General features: G+C 73.1%; 20 protein-coding genes. 11 read left to right on the top strand and 9 right to left on the bottom strand.

Annotation, left to right across the window (positions count from 1 at the left end; genetic code table 11):
- The first annotated feature begins 171 nt into the window (after positions 1-171).
- Entirely contained in the window at positions 172-1,167 is a 996-nt protein-coding gene (locus tag AB0J10_RS15000; RefSeq protein ID WP_363061563.1) for a helix-turn-helix transcriptional regulator, read from the top strand.
- Between the two features lie 87 nt (positions 1,168-1,254).
- On the opposite strand, the gene AB0J10_RS14995 is transcribed toward AB0J10_RS15000, so the two are convergent.
- Positions 1,255-2,235, bottom strand: a complete 981-nt coding sequence (locus AB0J10_RS14995) for a UDP-glucuronic acid decarboxylase family protein (protein ID WP_363061561.1) — start codon at positions 2,233-2,235, stop codon at positions 1,255-1,257.
- A gap of 347 nt (positions 2,236-2,582) precedes the next feature.
- Here AB0J10_RS14995 and AB0J10_RS14990 point away from each other — a divergent pair, with 347 nt between their 5' ends.
- The 7 genes from AB0J10_RS14990 to AB0J10_RS14960 all read left to right on the top strand — a co-directional run bounded on the left by AB0J10_RS14990 (position 2,583) and on the right by AB0J10_RS14960 (position 10,150).
- Positions 2,583-3,338 (top strand): ArpA protein, encoded by a 756-nt coding sequence (locus AB0J10_RS14990; RefSeq protein WP_363061559.1) that lies wholly within the window; start codon positions 2,583-2,585, stop codon positions 3,336-3,338.
- A 44-nt stretch (positions 3,339-3,382) separates the two neighbouring features.
- On the top strand, positions 3,383-4,372 hold the full coding sequence (locus AB0J10_RS14985) for a glycosyltransferase family 2 protein (protein WP_363061557.1): 990 nt from the start codon (positions 3,383-3,385) through the stop codon (positions 4,370-4,372).
- A complete protein-coding gene (locus AB0J10_RS14980; RefSeq protein WP_363061555.1) occupies positions 4,369-5,640 on the top strand; it encodes an ATP-grasp domain-containing protein in 1,272 nt (423 codons plus the stop codon). Before AB0J10_RS14985 ends, AB0J10_RS14980 begins: the two co-directional genes overlap by 4 nt.
- Complete coding sequence (locus AB0J10_RS14975; protein WP_363061553.1) at positions 5,637-6,305, top strand: hypothetical protein; 669 nt, start codon at positions 5,637-5,639, stop codon at positions 6,303-6,305. The genes AB0J10_RS14980 and AB0J10_RS14975 overlap by 4 nt, the downstream gene beginning before the upstream one ends.
- A 30-nt stretch (positions 6,306-6,335) precedes the next feature.
- Positions 6,336-7,643: a phenylacetate--CoA ligase family protein gene (locus AB0J10_RS14970; RefSeq protein ID WP_363061551.1), complete on the top strand. Its 1,308-nt coding sequence runs from the start codon at positions 6,336-6,338 to the stop codon at positions 7,641-7,643.
- Positions 7,640-9,025 carry a hypothetical protein gene (locus AB0J10_RS14965; protein WP_363061549.1) on the top strand — a complete coding sequence of 462 codons (1,386 nt, stop codon included), beginning with the start codon at positions 7,640-7,642 and terminating at the stop codon, positions 9,023-9,025. Before AB0J10_RS14970 ends, AB0J10_RS14965 begins: the two co-directional genes overlap by 4 nt.
- A gap of 84 nt (positions 9,026-9,109) precedes the next feature.
- Positions 9,110-10,150, top strand: a complete 1,041-nt coding sequence (locus AB0J10_RS14960; RefSeq protein ID WP_363061547.1) for an NAD-dependent epimerase/dehydratase family protein — start codon at positions 9,110-9,112, stop codon at positions 10,148-10,150.
- Positions 10,151-10,369: 219 nt separating this feature from the next.
- Here the strand turns inward: AB0J10_RS14960 and AB0J10_RS14955 are convergent, their stop codons facing one another.
- The 6 genes from AB0J10_RS14955 to AB0J10_RS14930 all read right to left on the bottom strand — a co-directional run bounded on the left by AB0J10_RS14955 (position 10,370) and on the right by AB0J10_RS14930 (position 16,221).
- Positions 10,370-11,677, bottom strand: a complete 1,308-nt coding sequence (locus tag AB0J10_RS14955) for a phenylacetate--CoA ligase family protein (protein WP_363061545.1) — start codon at positions 11,675-11,677, stop codon at positions 10,370-10,372.
- On the bottom strand, positions 11,674-12,411 hold the full coding sequence (locus tag AB0J10_RS14950; RefSeq protein WP_363061543.1) for a hypothetical protein: 738 nt from the start codon (positions 12,409-12,411) through the stop codon (positions 11,674-11,676). The genes AB0J10_RS14955 and AB0J10_RS14950 overlap by 4 nt, the downstream gene beginning before the upstream one ends.
- 1 nt (position 12,412) lies before the next feature.
- Positions 12,413-12,775, bottom strand: a complete 363-nt coding sequence (locus AB0J10_RS14945; protein ID WP_363061541.1) for an SgcJ/EcaC family oxidoreductase — start codon at positions 12,773-12,775, stop codon at positions 12,413-12,415.
- A 103-nt stretch (positions 12,776-12,878) separates the two neighbouring features.
- Entirely contained in the window at positions 12,879-13,871 is a 993-nt protein-coding gene (locus AB0J10_RS14940) for a hypothetical protein (RefSeq protein ID WP_363061539.1), read from the bottom strand.
- A complete protein-coding gene (locus AB0J10_RS14935; RefSeq protein WP_363061537.1) occupies positions 13,861-15,498 on the bottom strand; it encodes a lysine--tRNA ligase in 1,638 nt (545 codons plus the stop codon). The genes AB0J10_RS14940 and AB0J10_RS14935 overlap by 11 nt, the downstream gene beginning before the upstream one ends.
- A gap of 114 nt (positions 15,499-15,612) precedes the next feature.
- Positions 15,613-16,221, bottom strand: a complete 609-nt coding sequence (locus AB0J10_RS14930; protein WP_363061535.1) for a response regulator transcription factor — start codon at positions 16,219-16,221, stop codon at positions 15,613-15,615.
- A 190-nt stretch (positions 16,222-16,411) separates the two neighbouring features.
- Between AB0J10_RS14930 and AB0J10_RS14925 the strand changes: the two genes are divergently transcribed.
- Positions 16,412-17,170 (top strand): histidine kinase, encoded by a 759-nt coding sequence (locus AB0J10_RS14925; protein WP_363061533.1) that lies wholly within the window; start codon positions 16,412-16,414, stop codon positions 17,168-17,170.
- A 186-nt stretch (positions 17,171-17,356) separates the two neighbouring features.
- The gene (locus AB0J10_RS14920; protein ID WP_363061531.1) at positions 17,357-20,566 is read left to right on the top strand and encodes a BTAD domain-containing putative transcriptional regulator; all 3,210 of its coding nucleotides are present in this window, start codon (positions 17,357-17,359) and stop codon (positions 20,564-20,566) included.
- 210 nt (positions 20,567-20,776) lie between these two features.
- Here AB0J10_RS14920 and AB0J10_RS14915 read toward each other — a convergent pair whose 3' ends face one another.
- On the bottom strand, positions 20,777-22,462 hold the full coding sequence (locus tag AB0J10_RS14915; protein ID WP_363061529.1) for a bifunctional 3'-5' exonuclease/DNA polymerase: 1,686 nt from the start codon (positions 22,460-22,462) through the stop codon (positions 20,777-20,779).
- A gap of 273 nt (positions 22,463-22,735) precedes the next feature.
- Positions 22,736-23,293, bottom strand: a complete 558-nt coding sequence (locus AB0J10_RS14910) for a sugar O-acetyltransferase (protein WP_363061527.1) — start codon at positions 23,291-23,293, stop codon at positions 22,736-22,738.
- A 238-nt stretch (positions 23,294-23,531) separates the two neighbouring features.
- Here AB0J10_RS14910 and AB0J10_RS14905 point away from each other — a divergent pair, with 238 nt between their 5' ends.
- Entirely contained in the window at positions 23,532-24,674 is a 1,143-nt protein-coding gene (locus AB0J10_RS14905; RefSeq protein WP_363061767.1) for a DUF2786 domain-containing protein, read from the top strand.
- The last annotated feature ends 395 nt before the right edge of the window (positions 24,675-25,069 follow it).

Here is a 25,069-nt window from a genome sequence, read left to right as displayed (position 1 = left end):
GCCCGCGTGCCCGGGACCCGCACCGGGAGTAACAACCGTGTCCCCGGGGCCGCAAACGCTGCCGTCCTGTTTCGGCCATCGCGTAGAGTGTGCGGCCGCATCCACGTCCGTGACCACGGGCGCGGAAGTGATGCGCGGTGCGACCCACCGCCGCCCTGGGGGAGGGGAACCATGCTCGGTCGATTGGGGATCGGCCCGGACGAGGAAGCGGTCTACCGCGTCATGCTCAAGGGCGGTCCGGGGGCTGTTTCCGGCCTCGCGGAGACACTGGGATGGCCCGAGGAGCGTGCGCGATCGGCCTTGGACCGGCTGGCCGCCCTGTCGCTCGTGCGGCCTTCGCCGGACGGCGGCACGGGCCGTCCCGTCGACCCGGAGCTGGGTCTGACGTCGCTGCTCGCCAGTCAGGAGACCGAACTCCTGGAGCGGGAGCGCCAGATCAGGGCGAGCCGGATCGCGGTGGCCGGGATGCTCGCCGACATCCGTGCCAGCGGGGGGCAGGACGTCACGGAGGTGCAGAAGCTGCGGACCATGGAACAGATCCAGTCCAAGATCGAGCATCTGGCCCGTACCTGTACCGGCGAGATAGCGGCGTTCGTCCCGGGCGGGGGCCAGAGCGAGGAGCATCTGGAGGCCGCCCGGCCGCTGGACACCTCGACCAGCGACCGGGGGGTCCGCCTTCGGTACATCTTCCTCAACAGCTGTCGCAACTCCCCTGCGACCAGGGAGTACGTGGCCTGGCTCGGGGAGCGTGGGGGCCTGGTGCGCACGGTGCCCCGGCTGCCGCTGCGCATGCTCATCTACGACCGCACCAGGGCGATCGTGCCGATGGACCCGGCCGCGGCGGACATGGGGGCGCTGGTGCTGGAGGGCACCGGGGCGCTGACCGCGCTGCTGGCGCTCTTCGAGCAGACCTGGCAGCAGGCGAAGCCGCTCGGGGAGAGCGCGGCCGACGCCGCGGCCGCTACCGGCGACTCCCTGACCGCGCCGGAGCGGGCCGTGCTCGATCTGCTCACGGAGGGGCTGACGGACGAGGCCGTCGCCCGGCAACTGGGCGTGTCCGTGCGGACGATACGGCGCGTCACGGCCGATCTGATGCAGCGACTCGGGGCGCGCAGCCGCTTCGAGGCGGGCGTCCTCGCCACCAGCAAGGGCTGGGTGAGTGTATGACCGCCGGCTCCTCACGGCCGCCGACACCCGACGCACCATGCCCGCCCCCGATCCGGTCGCTCCTGGGCCGAACGGTGCCAGGAGGTTCTACATTTCCTCTGCACCGGCGAGTTGCAGGTTCTCCAGAGGGGCCGCCGACCGGGTGCGGAACCAGTCGATCGTCGCGGTCAGTCCGCGTTCCGTCGTGAACCGAGCCGTCCAGCCGAGCTCTTCGCGCGCCTTGGCGGTGTCGGGCCTGCGGACCGACGGGTCGTCCGTGGGGCGCGGCACGTGCACGATGCCGGAGGTGGACCCGGTCAGTTCCCGGATCCACTCGGCGAGCCGGAGGACCGTGATCTCCTCCTGGTTGCCGAGGTTGACGGGGCCCGCCAGGTCCGACTCCGTCATCCGCACGATGCCGTCGACGAGGTCGGGCACGTAGCACAGAGAGCGCGTCTGCGAGCCGTCGCCGGCCACGGTGATCGGCTGCCCGGCGAGTGCCTGCCGGATGAAGGTCGGCACCGCCCGCCCGTCGTGGGCGCGCATCCTCGGCCCGTACGTGTTGAAGATCCGGACGATGCCCGTGTCGACGCCGTGGGTGCGGCGGTACGCCATCGTGATCGCCTCGGCGTACCGCTTGGCCTCGTCGTACACCGAGCGCGGCCCGACCGGGTTGACGTTGCCCCAGTAGGTCTCCGGCTGGGGATGCACCAGCGGATCCCCGTACGTCTCCGAGGTCGAGGCCAGGACGAACCGGGCGCCCTTCTCGCGGGCCAGGTCCAGCAGGTGCCGGGTGCCCTCGGAGCCCACCCGCAGGGTCTCCAGGGGAAGTTCGAGGTAGTCGACCGGCGAGGCAGGGGAGGCCAGGTTCAGTACGGCGTCGACCGGGCCCTCGATCGCCGGCGGTCCCGCCGTGACGTCGGCCTCGACCAGCCGGAACGCGTCGCCGACGAGATGAGCCACGTTCTCGGGGGATCCGGTGACGAAATTGTCGACGCAGAAGACCTGCCAGCCGTCCGCGAGCAGCCGTTCGCACAGATGCGAGCCAAGAAACCCCGCACCGCCGGCCACCACCGCTGTTCTCGTCATCGTTGTTTTCCTCCCCGGAATCGCACGGCACATCCGTGGCGGAGTCCAATGAGTCCCCCGCTTCTTTTGGGATTTGACCGCAACGGGTCGGCTCCTGCAAGCGTGTGTATTTCACGGCGGTGTGACCCCGTGAGTTCCTCATGGGGCATGTGAGATCTTCATGTCCGGCCGGGGGGTGGCTTCTTCACCCGCAACCGATGAGGCCGGCACTACCGGACCGCGGAGCAGGGTCGGAGAATCGAGGAGTCGACAGCGGAGAACTGGGCCGGCGCATCGCCGCGCGATTCCGGGAATTCCGCAGCTTCCAGCCGACTCCTATCCGACTCCTATTCGAGGGGAAGTCCACCGTGTCGCAGAACACCATCACCGCCGCGAATGTGGAAGAGCTGATCGCGAAGAACATCGCGGACCGGTTCGCCGACGACCACGAGGTGCGCGGCCTCTCCCAGCACTTCCGCCGCGAGGGCTACGTCAAGCTGCCCGGCCTGGTCTCCCCGGAGGTCTTCGCCGCGGTGGCCCAGGAGACCCACGAGCTGATCGACACCCACCAGAAGCGCATCGACATCCGCCTCAAGGAGACCGGTGACTCCCCGCGCTACATGTCCACCGTCGGCCAGAAGGCCATCGCGACGGACGGCTCCCTGATCCCGGCCGTCTACGAGTCGTCCGCGCTCAAGGACTTCCTGTCCCGCCTGGCCAAGGAGGAGGTCATGGGCTGCCCGTGGGACGAGGAGAAGTACATCATCACCCGCCAGCACCAGAAGGGGGACACCCACGGCTGGCACTGGGGCGACTTCAGCTTCACCGTCATCTGGCTGATCGAGGCCCCGTCGCTGGAGTACGGCGGCATGCTGCAGTGCGTCCCGCACACCGACTGGAACAAGGACGACCCGCGCGTCGAGGAGTACCTGCAGAAGCACCCGATCCGCAGCTACGGCCACGCCAAGGGCGACCTGTACTTCCTGCGTTCGGACACCACGCTGCACCGCACGGTCCCGCTGAACGCCGACAAGACCCGCATCATCCTCAACACCTGCTGGGCCAGCCGCGCGGACCAGGGGAAGGCGACCACGCACGAGACCATGAACGCGATGTTCGACTGACCCGGACCGGGCGCGAACAGAAAAGGCGACGGACGATGATCAGGATGCCTGCCACGCTTTCGATCACCGCGATGGTGCCCTGTTTCAACGAGGAGGAATGTATAGAGCAGGCATACCTGAGCATCAAGGAGGAGGTGTACCGGTACGGGGATGCCGAAATCCTCTTCGTCGACGACGGAAGCACCGACGGAACCCTCGGCATCATCAAGCGGATCGCCCGCGACGATCCGCGCGTCAGATACATATCGTTCGCCCGCAACTTCGGACTCGAATCCGCATTCACCGCCGGCTTCTCGTACGCGTCGAAGGAATGGACCGTACAACTCGACGCCGATCTGCAGTCCCCGCCCGCCGAACTCCACAAGCTGGCGCGGCGGGCCGTGGAAGGGGACTACGACGCGGTGTTCGCGGTCCGGACCGGCCGGCAGGACCCCTGGTACCGCCGGCTGGGCACGGTCGGCCACCAGGCCATCGCCACCCGGATCCTCGGCATCGAACTGCCGGTCCACGCCTCGGTGTTCCGGGTGGTGCGCACCTCGGTGGCCCGGAAGGTCGCCGAATGCAGGGTCAGCACCCCCTACTTCATCGCGACGCTGCCGCTGATCGGCGCACGGTACACCACGGTGGAGACGGCGCACTCGCCGCGCGCGGCGGGACGCGCCAAGTGGTCGCTGGGGAAGCTGTTCCGGCACGCCGCCGACCTCTTCGTCGGCTTCTCCTACCGGCCGCTCGCCCTGATCTACCTCGCGGCGCTGGGCGCCGCGGCGGCGGCCGTGGCGCTGACCGCCGCCGGCAGCGGTGTCCAGGCGCTGGCGCTGGCGTCGGTCCTGCTCCACGCGGCGGGGCTGGGCGCCCTCGCCCTGCTCGCCCGCTACATGGTGCGGATCATGCGGGGCGGCGCCGGACTGCCCCGCTACCAGATCCGTGAGGCCAACGTGCCCGTCCGGCCGCAGGACGACCTCTACGCCCACCGAAGCGAGTCCACCGGCCGGGCGGCGCCCGCGCCGCTGCTCCAGACAGGGAACCTGCCATGAAGAAGCCTCACATCCTCGTGCTGGGCGGAGGCGAGGACCAACTGCCCGCCTACCACGAGGCGCGCCGCCTCGGCTACGGAGTCGTCGGTGTCGACCAGCGCCCGGACGCCCTGGGCGCCTCCGCCGCCGATCTGTTCCTGTGCATGACGACCCGCGACCCGGAGCGGATCGCCGCCATGGTCGGCCACCTCGACATCGCGGCGGTGATCTCGCCGGCGAGCGACGCCGCCCAGGAGTCGGTGGCCGAGCTGAGCAGGCTGCTGAGGACCCCGCACCAGCCCGCACCGGACGCGGTCCGGGCCTCGGTCGACAAGGGGTACTTCCACGAGGTGCTGGAGCGGCTCGGGCTGCCCACGTACGCCTACATCCAGTCCGCGGACCCGGAGGAGCTGCGGCTCGCCGCAGCGGCGCTGCCGCTGCCCCTGATCGTGAAACCGAGCGACTCCTCCGGCAGCAAGGGCGTCCAGGTCGTCGCCGACCAGGCAGCCCTGCCGGAGGCCGTCGCCGAGGCCCGGAAGTTCTCCTTCTCGGGCGAGGTGATCGTCGAGGAGTTGTTGCCGGGCCGGCACCTCTCCGCAGAGGCGTTCCTCCGCGGCGCCAAGCTGGCGACGATCGCGGTCACCGAGCGAAGCACCACCGGCGCACCCCACATGATCACGACCGGTCACACGGTCCCGGCCGAACTGGCGCCGGCCACCGAGATCGCCCTGCGCTCCATGGTCATGGACATCTGCGGGGCGCTCGGGCACACGGACGGACCGGTCAACTTCGACTTCGTGGTGGACCGCACCGAGGAGATCCGCTTCATCGAGATGGGTGCCCGGCTCGGCGGCAACGGAATGCCGCTGCTCGTCCGGCACGCGCACGGAATCGACACCTATGAGGCCGCGCTCCGACTCGCCCTGGGCCTGCCCTTCGAACTGCAGGCCCGCCACGACAAGAAGACGGCGCTGCAGATCCTGACCACCGACACCGACGGCGTCCTGCGCACCGTGGAGGGGGCCGACGAGGTCCGCGCCCTGCCGCAGACCGCCGAGCTGCGGCTCTTCGCGGGCCCCGGCAGCCGGGTACGGCGCTACACCCAGGCCGGCCACAAGCTCGGCTACCTGCTGCTGGTCGCCGACAGCTACGGCGAGCTCAGGGAGGCACAGGCCAGGGCGAAGTCCCTGCTCCACTTCCGTGTGGAGCCGGACGCGCCCCGCAATCCCGCAGCCGCAGCGGCGGACGCGGCCCCCATCCGCACCGAACTGCTTACGGAGAAGCGTTGACCACGCTCCGGCGCCACGCGCCCTTCCTGATACTGACCGCGCTCAGCCTCGTCCTCGCCGGCGTCGTGTGGTTCGCGATGCCGCACGACCGCGAGGTCAAGAGCCTGGCCATCATGCTCTTCAAGCTGCTGCCCTTCGTCTTCGCCGCCGAGGCGATCGCCCAGCTCGACCCGGAGTGGGCCAAGAAGATCCGACTGCACCTCCTGGTGCCGCTGTGCTTCCTGCTCTACTTCGTCTACTTCGTGCCGAAGATCTTCTTCTATGCGGAGAACCACCCCGAGCTGTACTACTACGTCCTGACGCTGACGCCGTTCCTGATCCTGACCTTCGCCTTCTGCTTCCGGATCGGCGGTGGTGCGGCCCACCTGGTGCGCCGGCTCGCCTACGCGATGCTCCTGCTGATGCTCTCGGGCCTGGAGGACCTCGCCTACCTCACTGTCAACGACCACACCGACCCGCAGTGGCAGACCATCCCCGAGGTGTGGACCTGGGCCTCCCACATGACGGTCCGGCTGGGTCACCCGGCGAGCAAGTACGAGGCGTTCGCGCTGATCATCACGCACGTCGTGCTCGCCCTGTTCGTGCTGCTCGCGCCGACCCGCTGGTTCAGCGCCCTCGGCCGGTTCCTGCCGGGCCGCTCCGACGTGTCCCGCACCGCCGCCTGACGGCCGCGTCGCCGAAGGGGAGAAGACGAGATGTTCCTCCGAGAGGCCTGGTACGTGCCCGTCACGTTCGCCCGGCAGTACGGTTCCCGGCGCTCGCTGCGCCGGCGCCAGCTCGCGCAGCTGAACCGGATGCTGGCGCACGCCCGGGCACGGGTCCCGTACTACCGGGACAGCCCCGACTACCCGACCGGCCCGCTGCGCTCCCTCGCCGAGGTGGCGGAGCTGCCGGTCGTCGACAAGGAGGTCCTGCGGGGCCGGCCTCTGGAGGAACTCCTCGCGGACGGGGTGGCGCCGGGCCGCGTGCCCACCTTCCGCACCAGCGGGTCCACCGGACGGCGGGTCACCGTCGTCCACGACCAGCACAGCCACGACTACCACATGGCCTCGTGCGTACGCCGGTTCCTGGCGACCGGGCGCTATCTGCCGACCGACCGGCTCTCGCACATCAGACCGTTCGCCCCGCCTTCGCGCGGCTTCCAGAAGGCCGGGCTGTTCCGCCGCCATGTGCTGCTCACCGACCGGCCGATGGACGAGATCAAGGCCGAACTGCTGGGAGCGAGACCGCAGGTGATCATCGGGTACCCGGTGCATCTGCGGGCCCTGCTGCGAGCGCTGGACCCGGCCGAACTCGCCGCGCTGCGGGCCACGCTGAAGCTGGTGATGACCGAGTCCGAACTGCTCGTGCCGGAGCACCGCGCGCTGCTGGAGCGCGGGTTCCGCGCACCCGTGCACGACGAGTACTCGGCCTTCGAAGTGCTCAACATCGCGTACGAGTGCGCGCACCAGCGCGCCCATCTCGCCGAGGACCGGCTGCTCGTGGAGATCCTCGGACCGGACGGAAGGCCCCTGCCAGACGGCTCCGAGGGGCGGGTGGTGGTGACCGCGTTCATGGAGCGCGCGATGCCGCTGATCCGCTACGACCTCGGCGACGTCGGCCGGATCGACACCGGCCCCTGCCCGTGCGGCCGCCGCTTCAGGACCCTGCGGCTGACCGCGGGCCGCGTCAACGACGCGGTGCTGCTGCCCACCGGCCGCCAGCTCTACCCGGACACCTTCCTGCATCTGGCCGCGACCTTCCCCTGCATCGCGGAGTGCAGCGTCGTACAGGACCGCCGGGGTTCGGTCCGGCTGAACGTGGTCCCGTCCGGGCCGCTGTCCGCCGCCGAATGGGACGAACTGACCGCAGGGGTAAGGGACCGGCTGCGCACCGTGGCCGGCTGCGACTTCCCCCTGGAGGTCGTCCGGACCGACAGCGTCGAGATCACGGCGGGCGGCAAGGGCCGCTTCGTCACCTCCGAGGCGGTGCTCCCCCGGCCGGCCCGCACCGCACCGGCATGACGGCGCAGTCCGGCGGGCCGGGCCGGCGCCCCACCGCCCGGTCACTGACCTCCCTGCTCGCCGGACGCACCGCCTTCCGGCTGGCGCTGCTCGGGGCCAACGCGGCGCTGCTGGCGAGCTGGGGGGAGAGGGCGTACGAGCCCTACGCCGCGGCCATGGGCACGGCGCAGGTCCTCACGACCCTCACGACGCTCGGTATCGAGAAGTCCGCCCTGAAACTCGTGCCCAGGGCCCGGCGCACCGGGCCCCAGCTCATCACCGTCCTGCTGGTGTCCGCCCTGCTGCTCGCCGGGGCGGCCGTGCTCTGGCTCGGCTGCGCGGCGCTGTTCGTACCGGCCGGGGACACGGGCATGCTGAGACTGCTCGCGGGTCTCTACGCAGCGCTCCTCGGGCTCAACACCGTGCTGGTCGGGCTCTGCCGGGCCCTTGACCGGAACCGTGCGGACGTCCTGAACTTCGCGGCTCTCTCGCTGGTCATCACGACCGGGGCCGGGGGAGCGAGCTTCCTCGGCTGGGGGCCCACGGCCTTCACCGGCTGGATCCTCGGCGGCACCGCCCTGCTCAACCTGGCCCAGCTTCCTGCCCTTCACCGGGCCGCCGGCCGACCGGTGCGCGGCGGGATCACCCGGCCCGTGGTGTCCACCTCCGTACTGATGGCCTGCGGCGACATCGCGGCCGCCGGAACGGTCAGCCTGCTCTTCGCGATGCTCGGCGCCTCCCGGCACCACGAGCAGACCGGCCATCTGTACCTGATGGTCCTCGCCTCGTCCGTGCTGCTGAACGGCTTCGGCTATCTGATGAGGCTCTTCCAGCCGCATGTGTCCCTGACCCTCCGGTCGGTGGCCCCTGCCTCCCTGGACCGCCGGGTCGTACGGCGTCTGCTGCCCGTCGCGGCCGTGGGAGCGGTGTGGACCGCCGGGGCACTGTGCCTGGCGCGGTCGGCCGAGCAGGCGGCGCTCGTCCCTCCGCCGGTCGCGGTCCTGCTGCTGTACGTGCTGTGCGTACCGCTGTTCTTCACCGTCGGCAGCCTCAACTACCTGCTGGAGAACGCGACCTCGCGCACGCTGCGGGCCACCGCGGTCAGCGCGCTGGGCGGACTGCTCTGCGCCGTTCTGCTCGGCCTGGTCCTCGTGCCGGCGCTGGGCGCGCTCGGCGCGGTGGCCGCGCTCTCCTCCGGCGAGGTGGCGCACGCCGTGCTCGCCCGCCTGCTGCTCAACAGCCCTCACCACGGCCGCACACCGGCCGCGGGCGCACCACCGGAGCGCACCACCGGGCCCACCGCGCCGGCCCCGCCGCCGGCCGACCTCGGGGCCCGCGATGAACGAACGTCCGCCCCGCCCCCGGGGGAACGCCCCCTGGCGCGACATCGCCCCCGCCGCTGATCTCCGCCCACGCCGGGACGCCGGCTCACCCACGTCCGCGGCCCAAGCCGCCGCGGCCAACCACGCCAAGGAAATGGAACCGGCATGAATCTCGCCTCTCCCGCCCCCGTCTCCCTCGTCACCGGAGGCGCCGGCTTCATCGGCTCCCACGTCGCACGCGAGCTGCTCGCCGCCGGCCACCGGGTGGTCGTCCTCGACGACCTCAGCGGCGGTGTGCGCGGCAACGTCCCCGAGGGGGTGGAGTTCCGGCACGGCAGCGTCTGCGACCCCGAGGTCGTCGACGCCGTCTTCGCCGCCCACCGCGTCGACTACGTCTTCCACCTCGCCGCGTACGCCGCCGAGGGACTGAGCCACTTCATCAAGCGCTTCAACTACATGAACAACGTGGTCGGCAGCGTCAACCTGATCAACGCTGCCGTCAACGCGGGCACGGTCAAGTGCTTTGTGTTCACCTCGTCCATCGCGGTCTACGGCGCCAACCAGCTGCCGATGAGCGAGGACCTGGTGCCCGCCCCCGAGGACCCCTACGGCATCGCGAAGTTCTCCGTCGAGCAGGAACTCCGGGTCACCCACGAGATGTTCGGCATGCCGTACATCGTCTTCCGGCCGCACAACGTCTACGGCGAGTACCAGAACATCGGCGACCGCTACCGCAACGTCATCGGCATCTTCATGAACCAGGCACTGCGCGGCGAGCCCTTCACGGTCTTCGGCGACGGCGAGCAGACCCGCGCCTTCAGCTACATCAAGGACGTGGCGCCCTCCATCGCCCGCTCGGTGGAGGTGCCCGAGGCGTACAACGAGGTCTTCAACGTCGGCGGGGACCACGTCTACAGCGTCAACCGCATCGCGGCCGCCGTCTGCGACGCCATGGGCGTGGAGCTGCGCGTCAGCCACCTGCCGGAGCGCAACGAGGTGCGCGACGCCTATGCCACCCACGAGAAGGCCCGCAAGGTCCTGGGCACCGGCGGGCAGCCCGTCGGCCTCGAGGAGGGCATCGGCCGCATGGCGGCGTGGGTCAGGGAGGTCGGCCCGCAGGAGCCCTCGGTGTTCTCCGGCATCGAGGTGGTGCGCAACCTGCCGCCGTCCTGGCGGGCAGCGCTGGAGGAGCGGCGCGCCATCTGAGGCGGGCGGCGCCGCCCTCCCGTCCCTGCGCCGAACCCGCGGTACGGCGCGACCTGCGGGACGGCCCGGAAGGGGAGGACGACGGGGGAGGAGGGACGGCTCGTGGCGCCGGTCGCGGGCCCGGAGCCGCCCTTGCCCGCGCACCGCAGCCGCTACGGCCCGAACGGACCGCTCGACGGGGACGCGGGCGCGCTGGTGCGTGGCCGGTTCCTCGTCCGCTCAGCGCCCGGCCGCCGCCGGCAGGACCTTCACGATCCTGATCTTTCCATTGGGCTCCGGTGCGATGGAGGGCACCCGCTCGACCGTCACGTCGAAGCCGGGAACCGCCTCCCGAACCGCCGCCCCGATCCGATCCGTGACCGAGCCGCCGGCCCCCGGGGCGAGGACCACCCGTACGGTCACCTGCGCCGGCCGTTCCTGGACGAGCTGCATCCGGGAGACCTCGGCGAAGTCCTGCACCCGGTACGTGAGGAAGTCGGCGTAGAACTCCCGCCCGTCGTGGGTGCGGAAGCGGTCCTGGCTGCGACCCTGCACCCGTAGCACCACGGGAGTCCGCCGTCCGCAGCCGCAGTCGGCGGGCCCGACGGTCACCCGGTCGCCGAGCCGGTAGCGGATCAGCGGCATGGCCTCGCTGCGCAGCCGGGTCACGAGGATCTCGCCCTCCGCCTCCCGAGTTCCGTCGGCCGGTACGACGGAACCGTCCTCCTGCTCCAGTTCGACCACGACGTCCGCGGCCCTCAGGTGCAGCGAGCCGCGCCGGCAGCTACGGGCGATCGTGAACACCTCGACGGACGCGTACACCTCGTGGCAGCGCGCCCCCAGATGACCGAGGACCCGCGCCCGCGCGGTCGGCGTCAGGCGCTCCCCGCCGAACAGCACCCGCCGGGCGCCCCGGTAGCGCACCCCGCGCCGCTCCAGCTCCTCCACCACGGAGGCGATCACATGGGGGAAGCCGACCAGGAAGGTCGGCCGGGCCGCCAGGAACGCCTCGACCTGTTCGTCCAGAGTCCTGCTGGTGTCGATGTGGAAGGTGCGGAGCAGACCGAACCGCTCCAGCGGGTGCCGCAGGAACGGATTGACGCGGAAGTAGGCCATCCGGTCCCACGGGCGCAGCCCGGTGGCCAGCATGTCGTACAGGTATGACGCCCGCAGATAGCCCAGGTCGCGCTCGGAGTTGCGGATGGTGACCGGGATTCCGGAGGAGCCGCTGGTGGTGCCCGCCTTGGTGTTCGCGGTGGTGAAACCGGCCGCGAGCAGCTCCTCGGGCGCCCGGCCGTGGAACTCGGCGCGATCCAGCGTCGGCAGCGAGGGAAGGTCCTCCGGACCCCGGAAGGCGGCCGCGGTCTCGGGCGCGATCAGCTCCCGGTAACGCGGCACGTTCGTCCGTGCGTGCCGCACCAGCTCCACCAGCAGTCGCCGCCGTTCGGCGTCGAGACGGGCCGGGTCGGCCCGCTCCAGCCGGTGGGCCCGTACCAGGTTGCGCAGCACGGGCACGAGCCGCATGACGGGTGAGACGGCCGGGTTCACGGTGTTCTCCCCAGGACGGGTGCGCCGTGCAGGCCGCAGTGCCCGGGTACGAAGGACTCTGCGCCCTCCGGCCGGACGTGGACGAGCGTGGGCCGACGCCTGCGCAGCAGCGTCAGCACCGTCGTCCCCTCGAGCAGCCGCGCGTGGACCCGGGACGGGTTGAGGTGCAGCTCCCCGCAGCCGCCGGGGACGCCCCCGAGATGGCCGAGCCACGGCTCGTACCAGATCGAACCGGCCGCCGGGCGGGTGCGGGCGGCCGCCGCGAGGGTGACGCGCTCCACGGTCACCGCACCCTGCGCGGTGCCGGCGAGCTGCCCGGCGTCGCCGATCACGAGCGCGTCCCCGTCCGGCACCGGGTCTGCTGCGCCGTACCGTCCGGCGGAGTACCGGTCGGCGTCCGCGGTGTCCGCGAGCAGGACCCGCCAGTCGGCGCCGTACGCCCGCACGGGGTCGCGCAGAGCGGGGGAGATCTCGTACACCGCCCTGCCGCCGGTCCGGTGTCCCGCGAGCCGCAGCGCCTCGTGCAGTTCGGCGATGTGCTCGCCGGCCGGCCGGCCGGGGTCGCGCCGCGCGAGCAGCGCCGAGCCGAGCGGCATCAGCAGGTGGCGCCGCAGCTCGGCCTCGTCGCGGGTGAGCGGCGGCAGGGTCCCGGTCGCCGCGTACCGCTCCCGGTAGTGCGGAACGGTGGTGACGGCACGGCGCACGGTGCGCGCATAGCGCTGTCGGCCGCGCATCTCAGCAGAGGGTGTTCTGGTCGTGGACGAGCAGCCAGTTCCCGTCGGTGCGGGCGAAGACCAGGCTGAGCAGATAGCGCAGCGCGTAGGGCCTGCCGTCCTGGTCCAGGTCCCGGTAGTCGACGGTGAGCACCGCGACCGCCGTGTCCTGGTGCACCACGGTACGGGTCGTCTCGGTCTCCATCGTCCAGTCGGGGTCCCCGAACCAGCCCTTGTGGAAGGCGCGGACGGCGTCGGAGCCCTCCACCGTACTCCCGTTCGGCAGGATGACCGTCGCCTCGTCGTGGACGGTGGCCATGTAGGCGTCCAGGTCGCGGGAGCGGATGGCCGCGAGGTGCTGGTCGAGCGCGGTGCTGAAGTCCATGGGGTCTGCTTTCGGTGGTCGGTGGTCGGTGGTCGGTGGTGGATCTTCGGTGGTGCCGGGTCCGTGGTGAGAGGTCGCGCCGGAAGGCCGGCACGCAGGGGCGTCAGAAGGGGACGGCCACCGCGTGGCGCGGTACCGCCGTGGCGCCGAAGGACTCCTTCAGCTGCCGCATGCCCGGGCCGAGCCCGACGGCGGGCACCCCGGTGGCGATCATCCGGCCGATCTCCCGCAGATACAGGTCGAGATAGAGGTCCCGGCCGCCGTCCGAGCCTGTCACCGTGGTCACCCAGCCGCCGGGCACGTCCAGGACCAGGTCGAAGGAGACCGGCCGGCCGGAGCTCTTCTCGCTGTGGACGAAGTACGAGGCGCCGGACGACTGGTTGAGCCGGTCGAAGTAGGCCGGCAGCAGCGGCACGACACCGCCCGGTCGGTTCGCGTGCTTCATCCGGGTCAGCTGGTCCAGCCGGCTGGCGCGCACCGGGTCGATCGACGGGACCGCCGTCTCCACGACGAGGTCCGGGTCGGCGCCGACCCGCTCGTGGAGCGCCGACAACCGGCGCCGACGGCCTCGCGGCAGCCCGGCGAAGTACGCGTCCATGCTCTCCCAGCCGTTGTGCAGAACGGAGTTGGGGGCGGTGGCTCGCTTCGGCCGCAACGGGCCGTCGAGGTGGGCGAATTCGTGCACCTCGACGTCGAGGTGCACGACCCCCAGGCAGCGCGGGCCCAGCCGGCGGCGCACCGCTCGCTCGAAGGCGCGCGTGGCGGCCCGGCGACCGGCGGCGTCCAGGCCGGGGGCGTAGAGCCGTCCCGCGCTGAAGCTGTTGGGCAGATGGACCTGGAACCAGCCCGGTACGGCGGCCCGGCCGGGCCGCCGGAACCGCTTGGCGACCGGACGCACCCCGAGCCGGCCGCAGAAGGCGGCGACCGGTTCGCCCCGTTCGCGGACCAGCCCGGCGAAGAGCGGCCTCCGGCTCCCCCAGCCTGCCGCCTCCAGCAGGTCCGCCCCCCACAGCACGCAGGCGCGGCGGTCCCGGACGAACGCGTCCCAGCCGTCGGGTGCCGGCCCGCCGCCGGGTGTGTAGATCTCAGCTCGCACGGCTCAGGTCCTCCTGACGGGCGCGGTCGGATCCGGCGGACACCCGGTCGCGCAGGGGGCGTTCACCGCGTTCGCGGTAGGCCGCCAGCGCCTCGGCGAGCGCGGAGGGGCCGACGGCGTCGGCGAGGGTGTCCAGACGGGGTCCGTGATGCGTGCCGAACAACGCCCCGTAGATCTCCCGGAAGTCGTCCCGGGTGCGCCCCGCCCGCGGCGCACCGGTTCCGGTGTGCGCCCTCAGCTGTTCGATGAGCAGGTCGACCGCCGGACCGGCCGGCATGTCGACGGCCGCGCCCCAGTAGCGCTCCCGGCCGTACGCCGTGAGCCAGGCGAGCGCGTGGCCGATCCGCTCGTCGAGAAGGGCCGGTTCGGCGCCCGGGTGCAGGGCGGCGAGGTGCCGCCGCGCCGGCCCGGCCGCGCCGCCGTGCGCGTAAAGGGCCCCCACGACCGAGCGCATCCGGGGCAGCGCGCCGTACCCGTCGGGCTTCTCGTCGGTCAGCAGCTCCCACAGGGTCCGGGCCCGTTCGTCCCGGGGTACGGCCCGGACGAACCGGTCGAACTCGTCGTACGCGCCCAGGAACGCGCCCGGTCCGAAAGCCAGCCGCAGATCCGACAGGCAGTTGCGGCGGGCGTACAGCCACAGCACCAGCGGGGCGGGGTGGACGGCGAGCAGGTCGCGGACGTACGGGCCACCGCCGAGCGAGCCGGATATCTTGGCGCCTCCCAGCTCGCCGCGGACCAGTCCGTACGGGACGATGACCGGCTGCGGGGAGCCGAGATAGCCGTCGTACACGGGCCGGGTCCGGTCCATGGTGCTCCCGGCGCTGCAGTGGTCCTGGCCCGCCGGTTCGCAGTCGATGCGTTCGTGTGCGACGCGCAGCGTCCAGTCCAGTGCCCAGGACGGCTTGACGTCCGCCGGGTCGCAAGCGGTCAGTTCGGCTCCGCACGACAGGCACCGGTAGCGCGCGGCACGCCCGTCCAGGCGGTGGATCTCGGTGGTGTTGCGGCCGCACTGCAGGCAGTAGACGGCGAAGAGGTCCCGGCTGTCGTCCCTGCCGAGCAGTTGCGCGAGCCGGCCCGCGTCGCGCTGGTAGCGGCGCTGGATCTCCCGGTACTCACCGGCCCGGTAGCGCTCGTACTGGTAGTGCGTCTCCCAGTCGCTGCCCGGCGGTGTCCGTCCGTCGTCGTCGGCCTCCGCGGGCAGGATGCCCACCGTCCGGAGCTCGGCGAGATAGGTGCGGCAGATGCGGGCGGCGCGCTCCCGGCGCTCGGCGAGCGGCAGCCCCCCGCACCCCGCGAGCTCGGGGTCCCGGGCGGCCTGGCTCTCCCGTACCGGGTCGTAGTCGTCGAAGCTGAGCAGGATCGCGGAGCGGCGGCCCATCCGGCCGAGGGCCCGGTGCACCAGGTGGGCGCACACGGTGTCGCGGAAGTTCCCGACGTGGAAGTAGCCGGTCGGAGACATGCTGGTCTGGATCAGGATGCGGTGGTGCGGGGGATGGCGGTCGGCGAGCCGGCGCGCGTAGTCCAGGGCCCAGTGCGGCACGGTGCGGTCCTGCGCGTGCAGCCCGCCGGGGCGGGCCCCGCCCCGCGTCGCCGGGTCCTGCTTCCGCGCACGTCGTCTCCTTGGCATGGCTGGAGTACAGCGTGCGCTCCGATAAACGCCCTATACGCCGCGGCGCCCTTCCCGCACGGCCGCGGCGGTCTTCGGACGCACGGGCGAGCGGCCCTCGCGCGGGAAGGTCGGTCAGGGCAGCCACCCGTTCTCCTTCGCGGTGCGCAGGGCGTCGATGCGGTTGCGCGCGCCGAGCTTGTTCACGATCGTCGTGAGGTAGTTGCGGACCGTCCCCACGGACAGGTTGGTCGCGGTGGCGATCTGCGCGGTCTCCGCCCCGGCCGCGACGAGACCCAGCACCTCGACCTCCCGCCTGGTGAGCGGGTTGTCGCCGATCTCCCATGCGGACATGGCCAGTTCGGGATCGATGACCCGGCGCCCCGCACCCACCCTGCGCACCCCGTCGACGAGTTCCTCCGGCGAGGCGTGCTTCGGCAGGAAGCCGCTCACCTGTGCGTCCAGCGCCCGCCACAGCTGCCCGGGCAGCGCGACGCCCGTGAGGATCAGCGTCCGGCAGCCGGGGACCTGGTCCCGCAGTCGGGCGGCGGCGGTGATGCCGTCCATCCCGGGCATGTCGATGTCGAGCACCGCGGTGTCCGCCTCCGTCCGGATCACCGCCGGTACCACCTCGCTGCCGCTCGCGACCTGTGCGACCACCTCCATGTCCGGCTCCAGCTCCAGGAGCGCGGCCAGCGCCACCCGGATCACGTGCATGTCCTCGGCCAGCACGATCCTCTGCATGGGTCCCCCCCGTTGTCCGTCTGGGCCCCGCCCCTGCGGCCCGGCGTGGCGGTTCTCCGGACGAGGGGCCCTTTTCCGACTCCGGCGCCCTGTGTACCACCGGGAAGGGCGCCACCAGCGGGGCTCGTATAGCCGAGTGATAGCGGCGCCGGTGACGCTCTCCGGGGACCAGACGCGGAATGGGGGCGACATGGCGCGGACACTGCCCGCACCGTCCGAGCAGGGGACGGCCGGCGCCGGCACCGCGGGGGCCGAGTCCGCGGTCATGGCCGACGCCGACCGGCGCCGTGTCGTCGTACGGGAGCGGCTGCGCTTCGCCCGCGATCTGCACGACCTGCTCGGTCCCCGGCTGCTGGCGATCACGCTCCAGTGCGAGCTGGCGCTGCGTCTGATGGACCGCACACCGGACTCGGCCCGGAGCCGACTGGCCGAGGCACTCTCCGGGATGCGTGAGATCCAGGAGGAGGCCCGGCGGGTGGCGCACGGTTACCACTGCCTGTCCCTCGACTCGGAGATCGAGTCCGTCCGGGACCTGCTCGAGTCGGCCGGCGTCCGCACCGAGGCGGAACCGGTGGCCGCGCCGCTGCCCGCACCCCTCCAGACGGTCCTGGCCACGACCTTGCGGGAGGCGGCCGCCAACGTGCTGAGGCACAGCCGCGCCCTCAACTGCCGGGTGGAGGTGGGCACACCGCCGGGCGAGGTGCTGCTGACCGTGACGAACGACGGGGTCGTCACCCAGGGCCGGCCGGTCCCTCCCGCCCCGGCCGGGACGGTGGGCGGCCCTCCCGCCCCGGTTCCGGGCCAGGGCCTGGGTCTGCGCAGCCTCGCCGAACGGATCGCGGCCGCCGGCGGCCGGCTGACCCACGGCCCGTATCCTGCCGGGCACTACACGCTGGAGGCCCGCTTCCCGATCGTCGCCCCCTCGCCGGACGGTTCGCGGGCGGCATGACGAAAGCCCCGGTCATCGCAGGTGACCGAGGCTCTCTCTGTCTTCGGATCCGGAGTGGCGGTGACACTCCCCCGAGTGTGGCCGTCCACGCCGAGCACCGTCCCACCGGATCCGACGAGGAGATACAACCAGCCTCCACCAACACATCGCTAACATGGGGCCAACGGTCAGCGCAGGAGGAAGGCAATGCGGTTCGGCCTGCTCGGTCCGCTGACCGTGCACGACGCCGCGGGTGAGATCCGCACGACGGGTGGCGCGAAACTCCGCGCGCTGCTCGGCACCCTGCTGCTGCGCGCCAACCGGGTCGTACCCACGGACGCGCTGCTCGACGCCCTGTGGGGCGACGATCCTCCCGCCTCGGCCCGGGCCTCGTTGCACAACCACGTGGCCAGGCTGCGTCGGCTGCTCGCCGAGGAGGACAGACTGCGGGCGGTGGCGCCCGGCTATGTGCTGCGCGTGGAAGCCGGTGAACTCGACGTCGACACCTTCGAGAGTCACATCGGGACGGCGCGTGCGGCCTACGTCCGCGCCGTCACCCGGACCGCATTCGCAGCCGGCCCCGCCGTCCCGCACGAGGACTCCGGCGGCCCTCCCCAGGCCGGTCCGGTCCCGGGCCCCGTGGGATCCGGCGCACCGGGCGGCGCGGACGGCGCACTTGAGGACTGGCAGACCGTCGTCGACAGCTCCCGCGCGGCACTCGACCTCTGGCGCGGGGACCCGCTGACCGGGATGTACGACCCCGGAGAGGGCACCCCCGCGACGGTGCGGCGGCTGCGCGAGTCCTGGCTGCTGCTCCTGGAGTGGCGCTACGAAGCGTTCCTCCAGCTGGGCCGGCCCGACGGACTCGGTCCCGAACTCGCCGCGCTGACCGCGCAGTACCCCCTGCGCGAGGCCTTCCACCGACAGCTGATGCTGGTACTGCACCGGACGGGACGGCAGGCCGAGGCGCTGGCCGCTTACCAGTCGCTGCGCCGCAGGCTCGTCGGTGGACTCGGGATAGAACCCGGCCCCGCGGTCCAGCAGGCGCACCGGGAGATCCTCCAGGACCCGTGGGCCCCGGGCGGCGCCAGGCCCGCCCCGCCGGCCTCACCCCTACCGCCCGCCCCGCGCGTCCAGCCGGCCTCACCCCTGCCGCCGGATGTGCCGGTGCCGTCCACGGACCCGATCGAGGCCGGTGACCGCCCGCCCGCCGGCTCCCATCCGGACGGTGAGCCCGTGGCGTACCCCGGGCCCTCCCCGCGGCCCGCCCAGCTCCCGCCCGCCCCCGCGCACTTCACCGGCCGCCGGGCGCTCGTCGCCGACCTGCGCGCCGTGCTCACCGGCACCGGCCGCGACCGCCCGGCCGTGGCCGTCCTCAGCGGCATGGCCGGGGTGGGAAAGAGCGCCCTCGCCCTCCACGTCGCGCACAGCCTCCGGGAGGAGTTCCCCGACGGGCAGCTCCATCTCCACCTCCACGGTGCGACCCCGGGCATGACCCCCCTGGCACCGTGCCAGGCGCTCACCGCGCTCCTGCGCGACCTCGGCGTCCCGCCGCGCGCCGTTCCGGACCGCCACGACGCGGCGGCCGCCCTGCTGCGCTCCACTCTGGCCCCGACCCGCACCCTGCTGGTCCTCGACGACGCGGCGTCGGCCGCACAGGTGCGTCCGCTGCTGCCGGCCGGCGCGGGCTGCGCCGTCGTCGTCACCAGCCGCTCCCCGCTGACGGCCCTCGACGGCGCTGCGCGTTTCGCGCTCACCCCGCTGAGCGTGCCGGAGAGCGCCGCACTGCTGCGCGCCGTCTCGGGCCGGGAGGGCACCGGGGCGGACGGTACCGGCCAGGCACCGGCGGACGGCCCCGACGACATGGACCGGCTCGCCGAGTTGTGCGGCCGCCTGCCGCTCGCCCTGCGCATCGCGGCGGCGCGGCTCGCCGCCCGCCGTGCCCTCACCCCCGCGGCCCTCGCCGGGCTCCTCACCGCGCAGGCCGGCCGGCTGGACCACCTGGAGTACGACGACCTCAGCGTCCGCCGCTCCCTGTCCGTGGCGCACGAGGCCCTCGACCCGGATGCGGCGCTCGCACTGCGCCGGCTGGGCGCCGTCGACATACCCGAGTACGACGCGGCCCTCGTCGCGCAGCTGATGGCGGCCGACGGCGCCGGACCTCCCCTGGACGAGCGGCGCGCGGTGGCCGCCCTGGAACGGCTCGTCGACGTGGCGTTGCTGGACGAGGTCGCCTACGGGCGTTTCGTGCCCCACGATCTGGTCCGGGACTTCGCGCACGAACTCGCCGTGCGCCTGGACGGCGAGGAGGGGCGCGCGGCTGTCGTCGAGCGGGCACTGCGGTGGTTCGGGGAGTCGGCCCGCCAGGCGGGCCTGGCGCTCGTCCCGGCCCATCTGGCCGGCAACCGCGTCCCGCCCCCGATCGGCGAGGTCCCCCCTTTCCCGGGCGAGGCGGAGGCCCTGGCCTGGGGAGACCGCGAACTGCCCGGACTGGTGGCCCTCGCCCAGACGTACGCGCCGAGGTCGCGCACCGCCCTGCGCGTCATCCGGGCCGCCTTCCCCTATCTCCAGCGACGCGGGCGCCTCCAGGAACTCGGTCTGCTCAACGAGGCCGCGCTGGACGCCGCCCGGTCCGCCGGCGACGGGGAGGCGGAGGCGCACGCGCTCACCGATCTCGCCGCGGTCCACTTCATGCTCGGGCGGAGCGAGCGCTCGCTGGCGCTCAACGACGAGGCCATCGGCCTGTGGCGGGGGCTCGGCGAGGACAGCTGGGTGCAGCGCGGCCTCGCCAACCGCGGCATGCTGCTGGAACGCCTCGAACGGTACGAGGAGGCCGCCGAGGCCCTCGAGGAGTCACTCGCCTGCGCCCGGCGCCTCGGCGACGACTACGGCGAGGGGATCATCCTCAGCCATCTGGGCAACCTCCACGAGCACACCGACGCCGCGCACGCCATCGCCTGCCACGAGCGCAGCCTCGCCGTCGGCGTGCGGCTCGGCAGCCCGCTGCTGCGGCACACGGCCCACTGCAACATCGGGTACGCCCGTCTCACCCTCGGACAACCCGGTGTCGCCCTGCGTCATTTCGAGGAGTGCCTGGCCATCATCGGCGAGGGCGACGAGGGAGACTGGCAGAGCCAGTCCCAGTCGCGCATCGGACTCGTGCGGGCCCTGCGCGCACTCGGCCGCGGTCCGGCCGCCGCACGTGAGTGCGCCCTCGTCCTGGAGCGGGCGGTCTCCCGCGCCGACGGTTTCACCGAGGGACTGGCCCGCCATGAGCACGGACTGCTGCTGCGTGCCGAGGGCCGCACCGGTGAGGCGCTCGACGAGTGGCGGCGCGCACACGCGTGCCTCGACGGCACAGACGCCAAGGTGCTCCCAGAACTGCGCGAGCTCCTGGGCGGGCCGGCCGGGACCTGAGAGCCGTCGAAGACCCACGCCGGATGCCGGATGCGCGGCGGGCGCAGGCGGGCCGGATGTCGTACGGACCGGATGCCGGATGCGCGTCAGGCCGCCAGGGCGGTCGGGACCGGAGGGCCGTCGGAGCGGGCCGGCCGGGACGGCCGTCGCGTGGGGCGCGGCCGCGGGCGGTCACGCGCGCGAGGTACGGGAGCGCAGCCGGACGGGAGGTCACTTCGCGTCCGAATAGCGCTCCACCACCGCCGTCGTGAAGGGGAACCGCACCGGCGTCTCGCCGAAGGCGGTCCGCCCGGCCAGCTCACCGGCGGCGCGGATCGCCCGCACCACCTCCTCGGCCTCCTCTGCCGGGCAGTGCACGATCACTTCGTCGTGCTGGAAGAAGACGAGTTCGGCGCGCATGTCCGCGGTGGCCCTGCGCAGTGCGGCGAGGAGCAGCAGCGCCCAGTCCGCGGCACTACCCTGGACGACGAAGTTGCGGGTGAACCGGCCGCGGGCCCGGGCGTCCGTCGAGGCGTGACCCGGGGCGAACTCGTGCTCTGCGGGCGCCTCGTCGCCGCCGTCCTGGGGAATGCCGGCCTCGTCGTTCTCCCGGGCGCCGGCGGCCGGCGGACTGGTGCGTCCCAGCCAGGTGCGGACGAGACGACCCTCCTCGCCCGCGCGGGCCGCGTCGTCCACATAGGCCACCGCACGGGGGAAGCGGCGGCGCAGCGCCGCGAGGTTCTTCAGCCCGTCGCCGCTGGTCTGGCCGTAGACGGCGCCGAGCAGCGCGAGTTTGGCGTGGTCGCGGTCCCCGGAGAACGCCCGGTCCGACAGCCGGGTGTACAGGTCGTCGTCGTGTCCCGCCACCTCCATCAGCCCCGGGTCGCGGGAGATCGCGGCGAGTACCCGGGGCTCCATCTGGTCGGCGTCGGCGACGACGAGCCGCCAGCCCTCGTCCGCGACCACGGCGCGCCGGATCACCTTGGGGATCTGCAACGCACCGCCCCCGTTGGTGGTCCAGCGGCCCGACACGGTGCCGCCGGGCAGGTACTCCGGCCGGAACCGCCCGTCCCGTACCCAGTCCTGCAGCCAGCCCCATCCGTGGGCCGTCCAGATCCGGTACAGCTTCTTGTACGCGATCAGCGGCCGTACGGCCGGATGGTCGATCTCCTCCAGTTCCCAGCGCCGGGTCGACCGCACCTTGATCCCGGCCCGGCCGAACGCCTTGACGACGTCCGCCGGCAGATCGGGACGCACCCGGTGCCCGAACGCCGACGAGACCTCGTCGGCCAGCTCCGCGAGGCGGCGCGGCTCGCCCCCGCCCGCGTACCGCTCGCCCAGCAACTCGTGCAGCACGTCCCGGTGGACGTCCGCCCGCCAGGGCAGACCCGACCTGTTCATCTCCGCGGCCACCAGCATTCCCGCCGACTCGGCCGCTGTCAGCAGCCGCATCCGGCCGGGGTGCTCGGCGGCCTCGTGTCTTCGCTGCTGTTCGGCGTAGACCTGCAGCAGCCCCTCGAACGGCACGGCCACGGGCTCCGGTTCGAACAGCGACGACTGTGAGCCGGGCACGGCGGTGCGGGGCGGCGGATCGTCCGGGACGGGGGTGTGGCGCAGGCGGGCCCACGCGGCGGCCGCCGAGCGCGGTTCGCCGTGCCGTCCCTCGTGCCCGAGCAGGAGCAGCTCGGCGTCCTCGATGTCGTAGCACCGCTCGACGCCCACGCCTGCCGCGAGCAGCCGCGGATAGACCTCGGCGGTGGACCGCCACACCCACCTTCCGACCTCCGGCCTGCTCCGCACGGCCGCGACGAGGTCGGCCTCCCGGCGCACCTCTCCGGCGGGCAGCCCGTCCGGGCCGAGCGGCACGAGCACCGCTCCGCCGTCCTCGGCCGGGGCCAGGGCCCACCGTTCGTTCATGGTGGCGAGTCTGGCACTCACGACTGACAACGCCCCGTCCGCGCGGGCCGGCGGGGCCGCGTGGTCGCCGAGGTCCGTGACGAGGGCGCCGCGCCCGGTGGCGGGCGAGGGGGGATGGCCCGAGTGCGCGAAGAAAGGGACCGGAGGAGGGATCGCGGAAGGGCGGCCGCGCATGCCGGGTCCCACGCGCAGGGCCCCGTGACCGGTTGCGGGCACAACCCCGCACGCCGCGCCCTGCACCCCGCGCGCCGTGCCCCGTGATCCGCCCCGCCGTCACGCCCGGGTGCGGATCACCTTCGCCGGGTTGCCCGCCGCCAGCACCCCGGCGGGAAGATCCCTGGTGACGACGGCACCGGCCCCGACCACGGTGTCGTCGCCGATCGTCACACCGGGGCAGACGATGACGCCCCCGCCGAGCCAGACGTTGTCCCCGATCGCGATCGGCTCCCCCTTCTCCCAGCCCTCGCGGCGGCGTTCCGCGTCCAGTTCATGGGAGGGCGTGAGCAGCTGGACATTCGGGCCGAACTGGCAGTGGGCGCCGATCGTGATGGGCGCGACGTCGAGGAACGCGGCCCCGAAGTTGACGAACGTGCCCTCGCCGATGCCGATCCGGTAGCCGAAGTCGCACTGGAACGGGGGCCGGATCCGGACCCCGGGGCCGACGGAGCCGAGGAGTTCGGCGAGGATCGCCTCCCGCTCGGGCGGCGCCGCACCGCCGCCGGCGTTGTAGGCCGCGCAGAGCGCGAAGCGCCGTTCGCCGTCGGCGGCGAGCTCGGGGTCGTCGGGGAGGTACCAGTCCCCTGCCAGCATGCGCTGCTTGTTCTCACCCATGCGCCTCACCGTACGACCCGGCGGCCGGCGCGCACCGGAGCGGTTCGGCCGTCACGGCGGTCTGCGCGAACGCGGAGGCCGGGGCGCCGGGCGCCGTCCACGGCCGGCCCCCGGGGCACCGGTGGCGGCGCGGGCGATCGGCTGAGCGGGGACGCGGCAGCCCCGCCCCGGTGACGAGGGCCGTCCCGGACGGGGCGACGGGGGAGGGTCTCGCGTAGGCTCGATCGGCGTGGATGTGGTGGAGCGTGCGCTCGGCGGGGCGCTTTACGCCGACGACGACGACGCGCTCGACACCGGCGCCTCGCTGCTGGCCGCGGCGCCGCCCGAGGTCGAGGCGGAACTGGTCCGGCGCGGCGAGGAGTTCGTGCGCCGGGCCTGGGAGCGCGGCTGGCAGCCGGCGGACGTCGTGCGGATCGTCCGCCGTGACCTCGACGAACGCCATGCGGAGCTGGCCGCCGGCCTGATCGCGGGGGAGATCCGGCGGTACGGGGAAGACCTGCCGCCGCGCTGGCGTGCCCAGCTCGACGAACTTCCCGGCGGCGGGCGCGAGCGGCGCCCCGCGGACCGATTCTCGTACGCGACCGCCGTGCTGCGGCTCTACCGGCTCCTCGTGCGGCTGCCGTCGATCGAGCCGGTGGGGCCGGTGCCGGGGGCGCCCGTCCACCGGCGGTCCGCGGCTCCGCACGGCGAGCCGCGGACGCTCACCCGGATCCGCGCCCTCCTGGCGAAGGCGGAGGCCACCGGCTACCCGGAGGAGGCGGAGGCGCTGACCGCGAAGGCGCAGGAGCTGATGGCGCGCCACAGCATCGACGAGGCGGTGCTCGCGGCCCGCACCCACCGCGCGGACGTGCCGGTCGCCTGCCGCATCGGAGTCGACGCGCCGTACGAGACGGCCAAGGCGATCCTGCTGGACGCCGTGGCCTCGGCGAACCGCTGCCGCGCCGTCTGGAACAGCGGCCTCGGCTTCTCGACGGTCGTCGGCTTCGACGCCGACCTGGAGGCGGTGGAGTTGCTGTACACCTCGCTGCTGGTGCAGGGAACGACGGCGATGACGCGCGCGGAGGCGTCGCAGCGGGCGGGCGGCCGCAGGCGGACGAAGACGTTCCGGCAGTCGTTCCTGCTGGCCTACGCGAACCGCATCGGCGACCGGCTGGCACGTGCGACGTCTCACGTGGCGGAGGACACGGTCGGGGGCGACCTGCTCCCGGTTCTCGCCGCCCGCGACGTCGCCGTCACCGACCACGCGGAGCGCCTCTTCCCGGACACGGTCCGCACCCGCGTCCGCGGCGCCACGGACGCGGCGGGATGGCACGACGGCACCGCGGCGGCCGACGACGCCCGCCTGCGCCCCCGCGACCACCGGGGCGAACTCCCGCGGTAGCGCCGCGTCCGTCGGGCCCGACTTCCGCGGTGGCACCCTGCCTGCCGGGCCGACTTCCGCGGTATCGCCGCGCCCCCGGGGCTTGCCCCGTCGTGACGCCCGGCAGGGCGAATGCCGTTGCCGAATCGACCGAGCAGGCCGACTCCCGGGTCGATCCGGCGCCTTACGGTCCCTCCCCCGGCCCGGAGGGCGGGGGAGGTCCCGGTGCGCCGGACGGCCGGTCCTCGACCGCCACGGTCTGCACCAGGGAGGAGCGGGGGACGGAACGCCGCGAACCGGATGGTCGCCGGGATCGTGGAGCCGGAAGGGCGCGGCAAGCGTCTCTTTCTCGTGCACGAAGGATTCGATCCCGGACGACCCGGCGCGGACGGGAACGGGAAAGATCACGGGCGGCG

The organism is Streptomyces sp. NPDC049887 (genome assembly GCF_040656535.1).
Lineage (GTDB): Bacteria > Actinomycetota > Actinomycetes > Streptomycetales > Streptomycetaceae > Streptomyces.
Note: the sequence above shows the minus strand (reverse complement) of the source record. Positions and strands in the feature narration are given on the sequence as shown.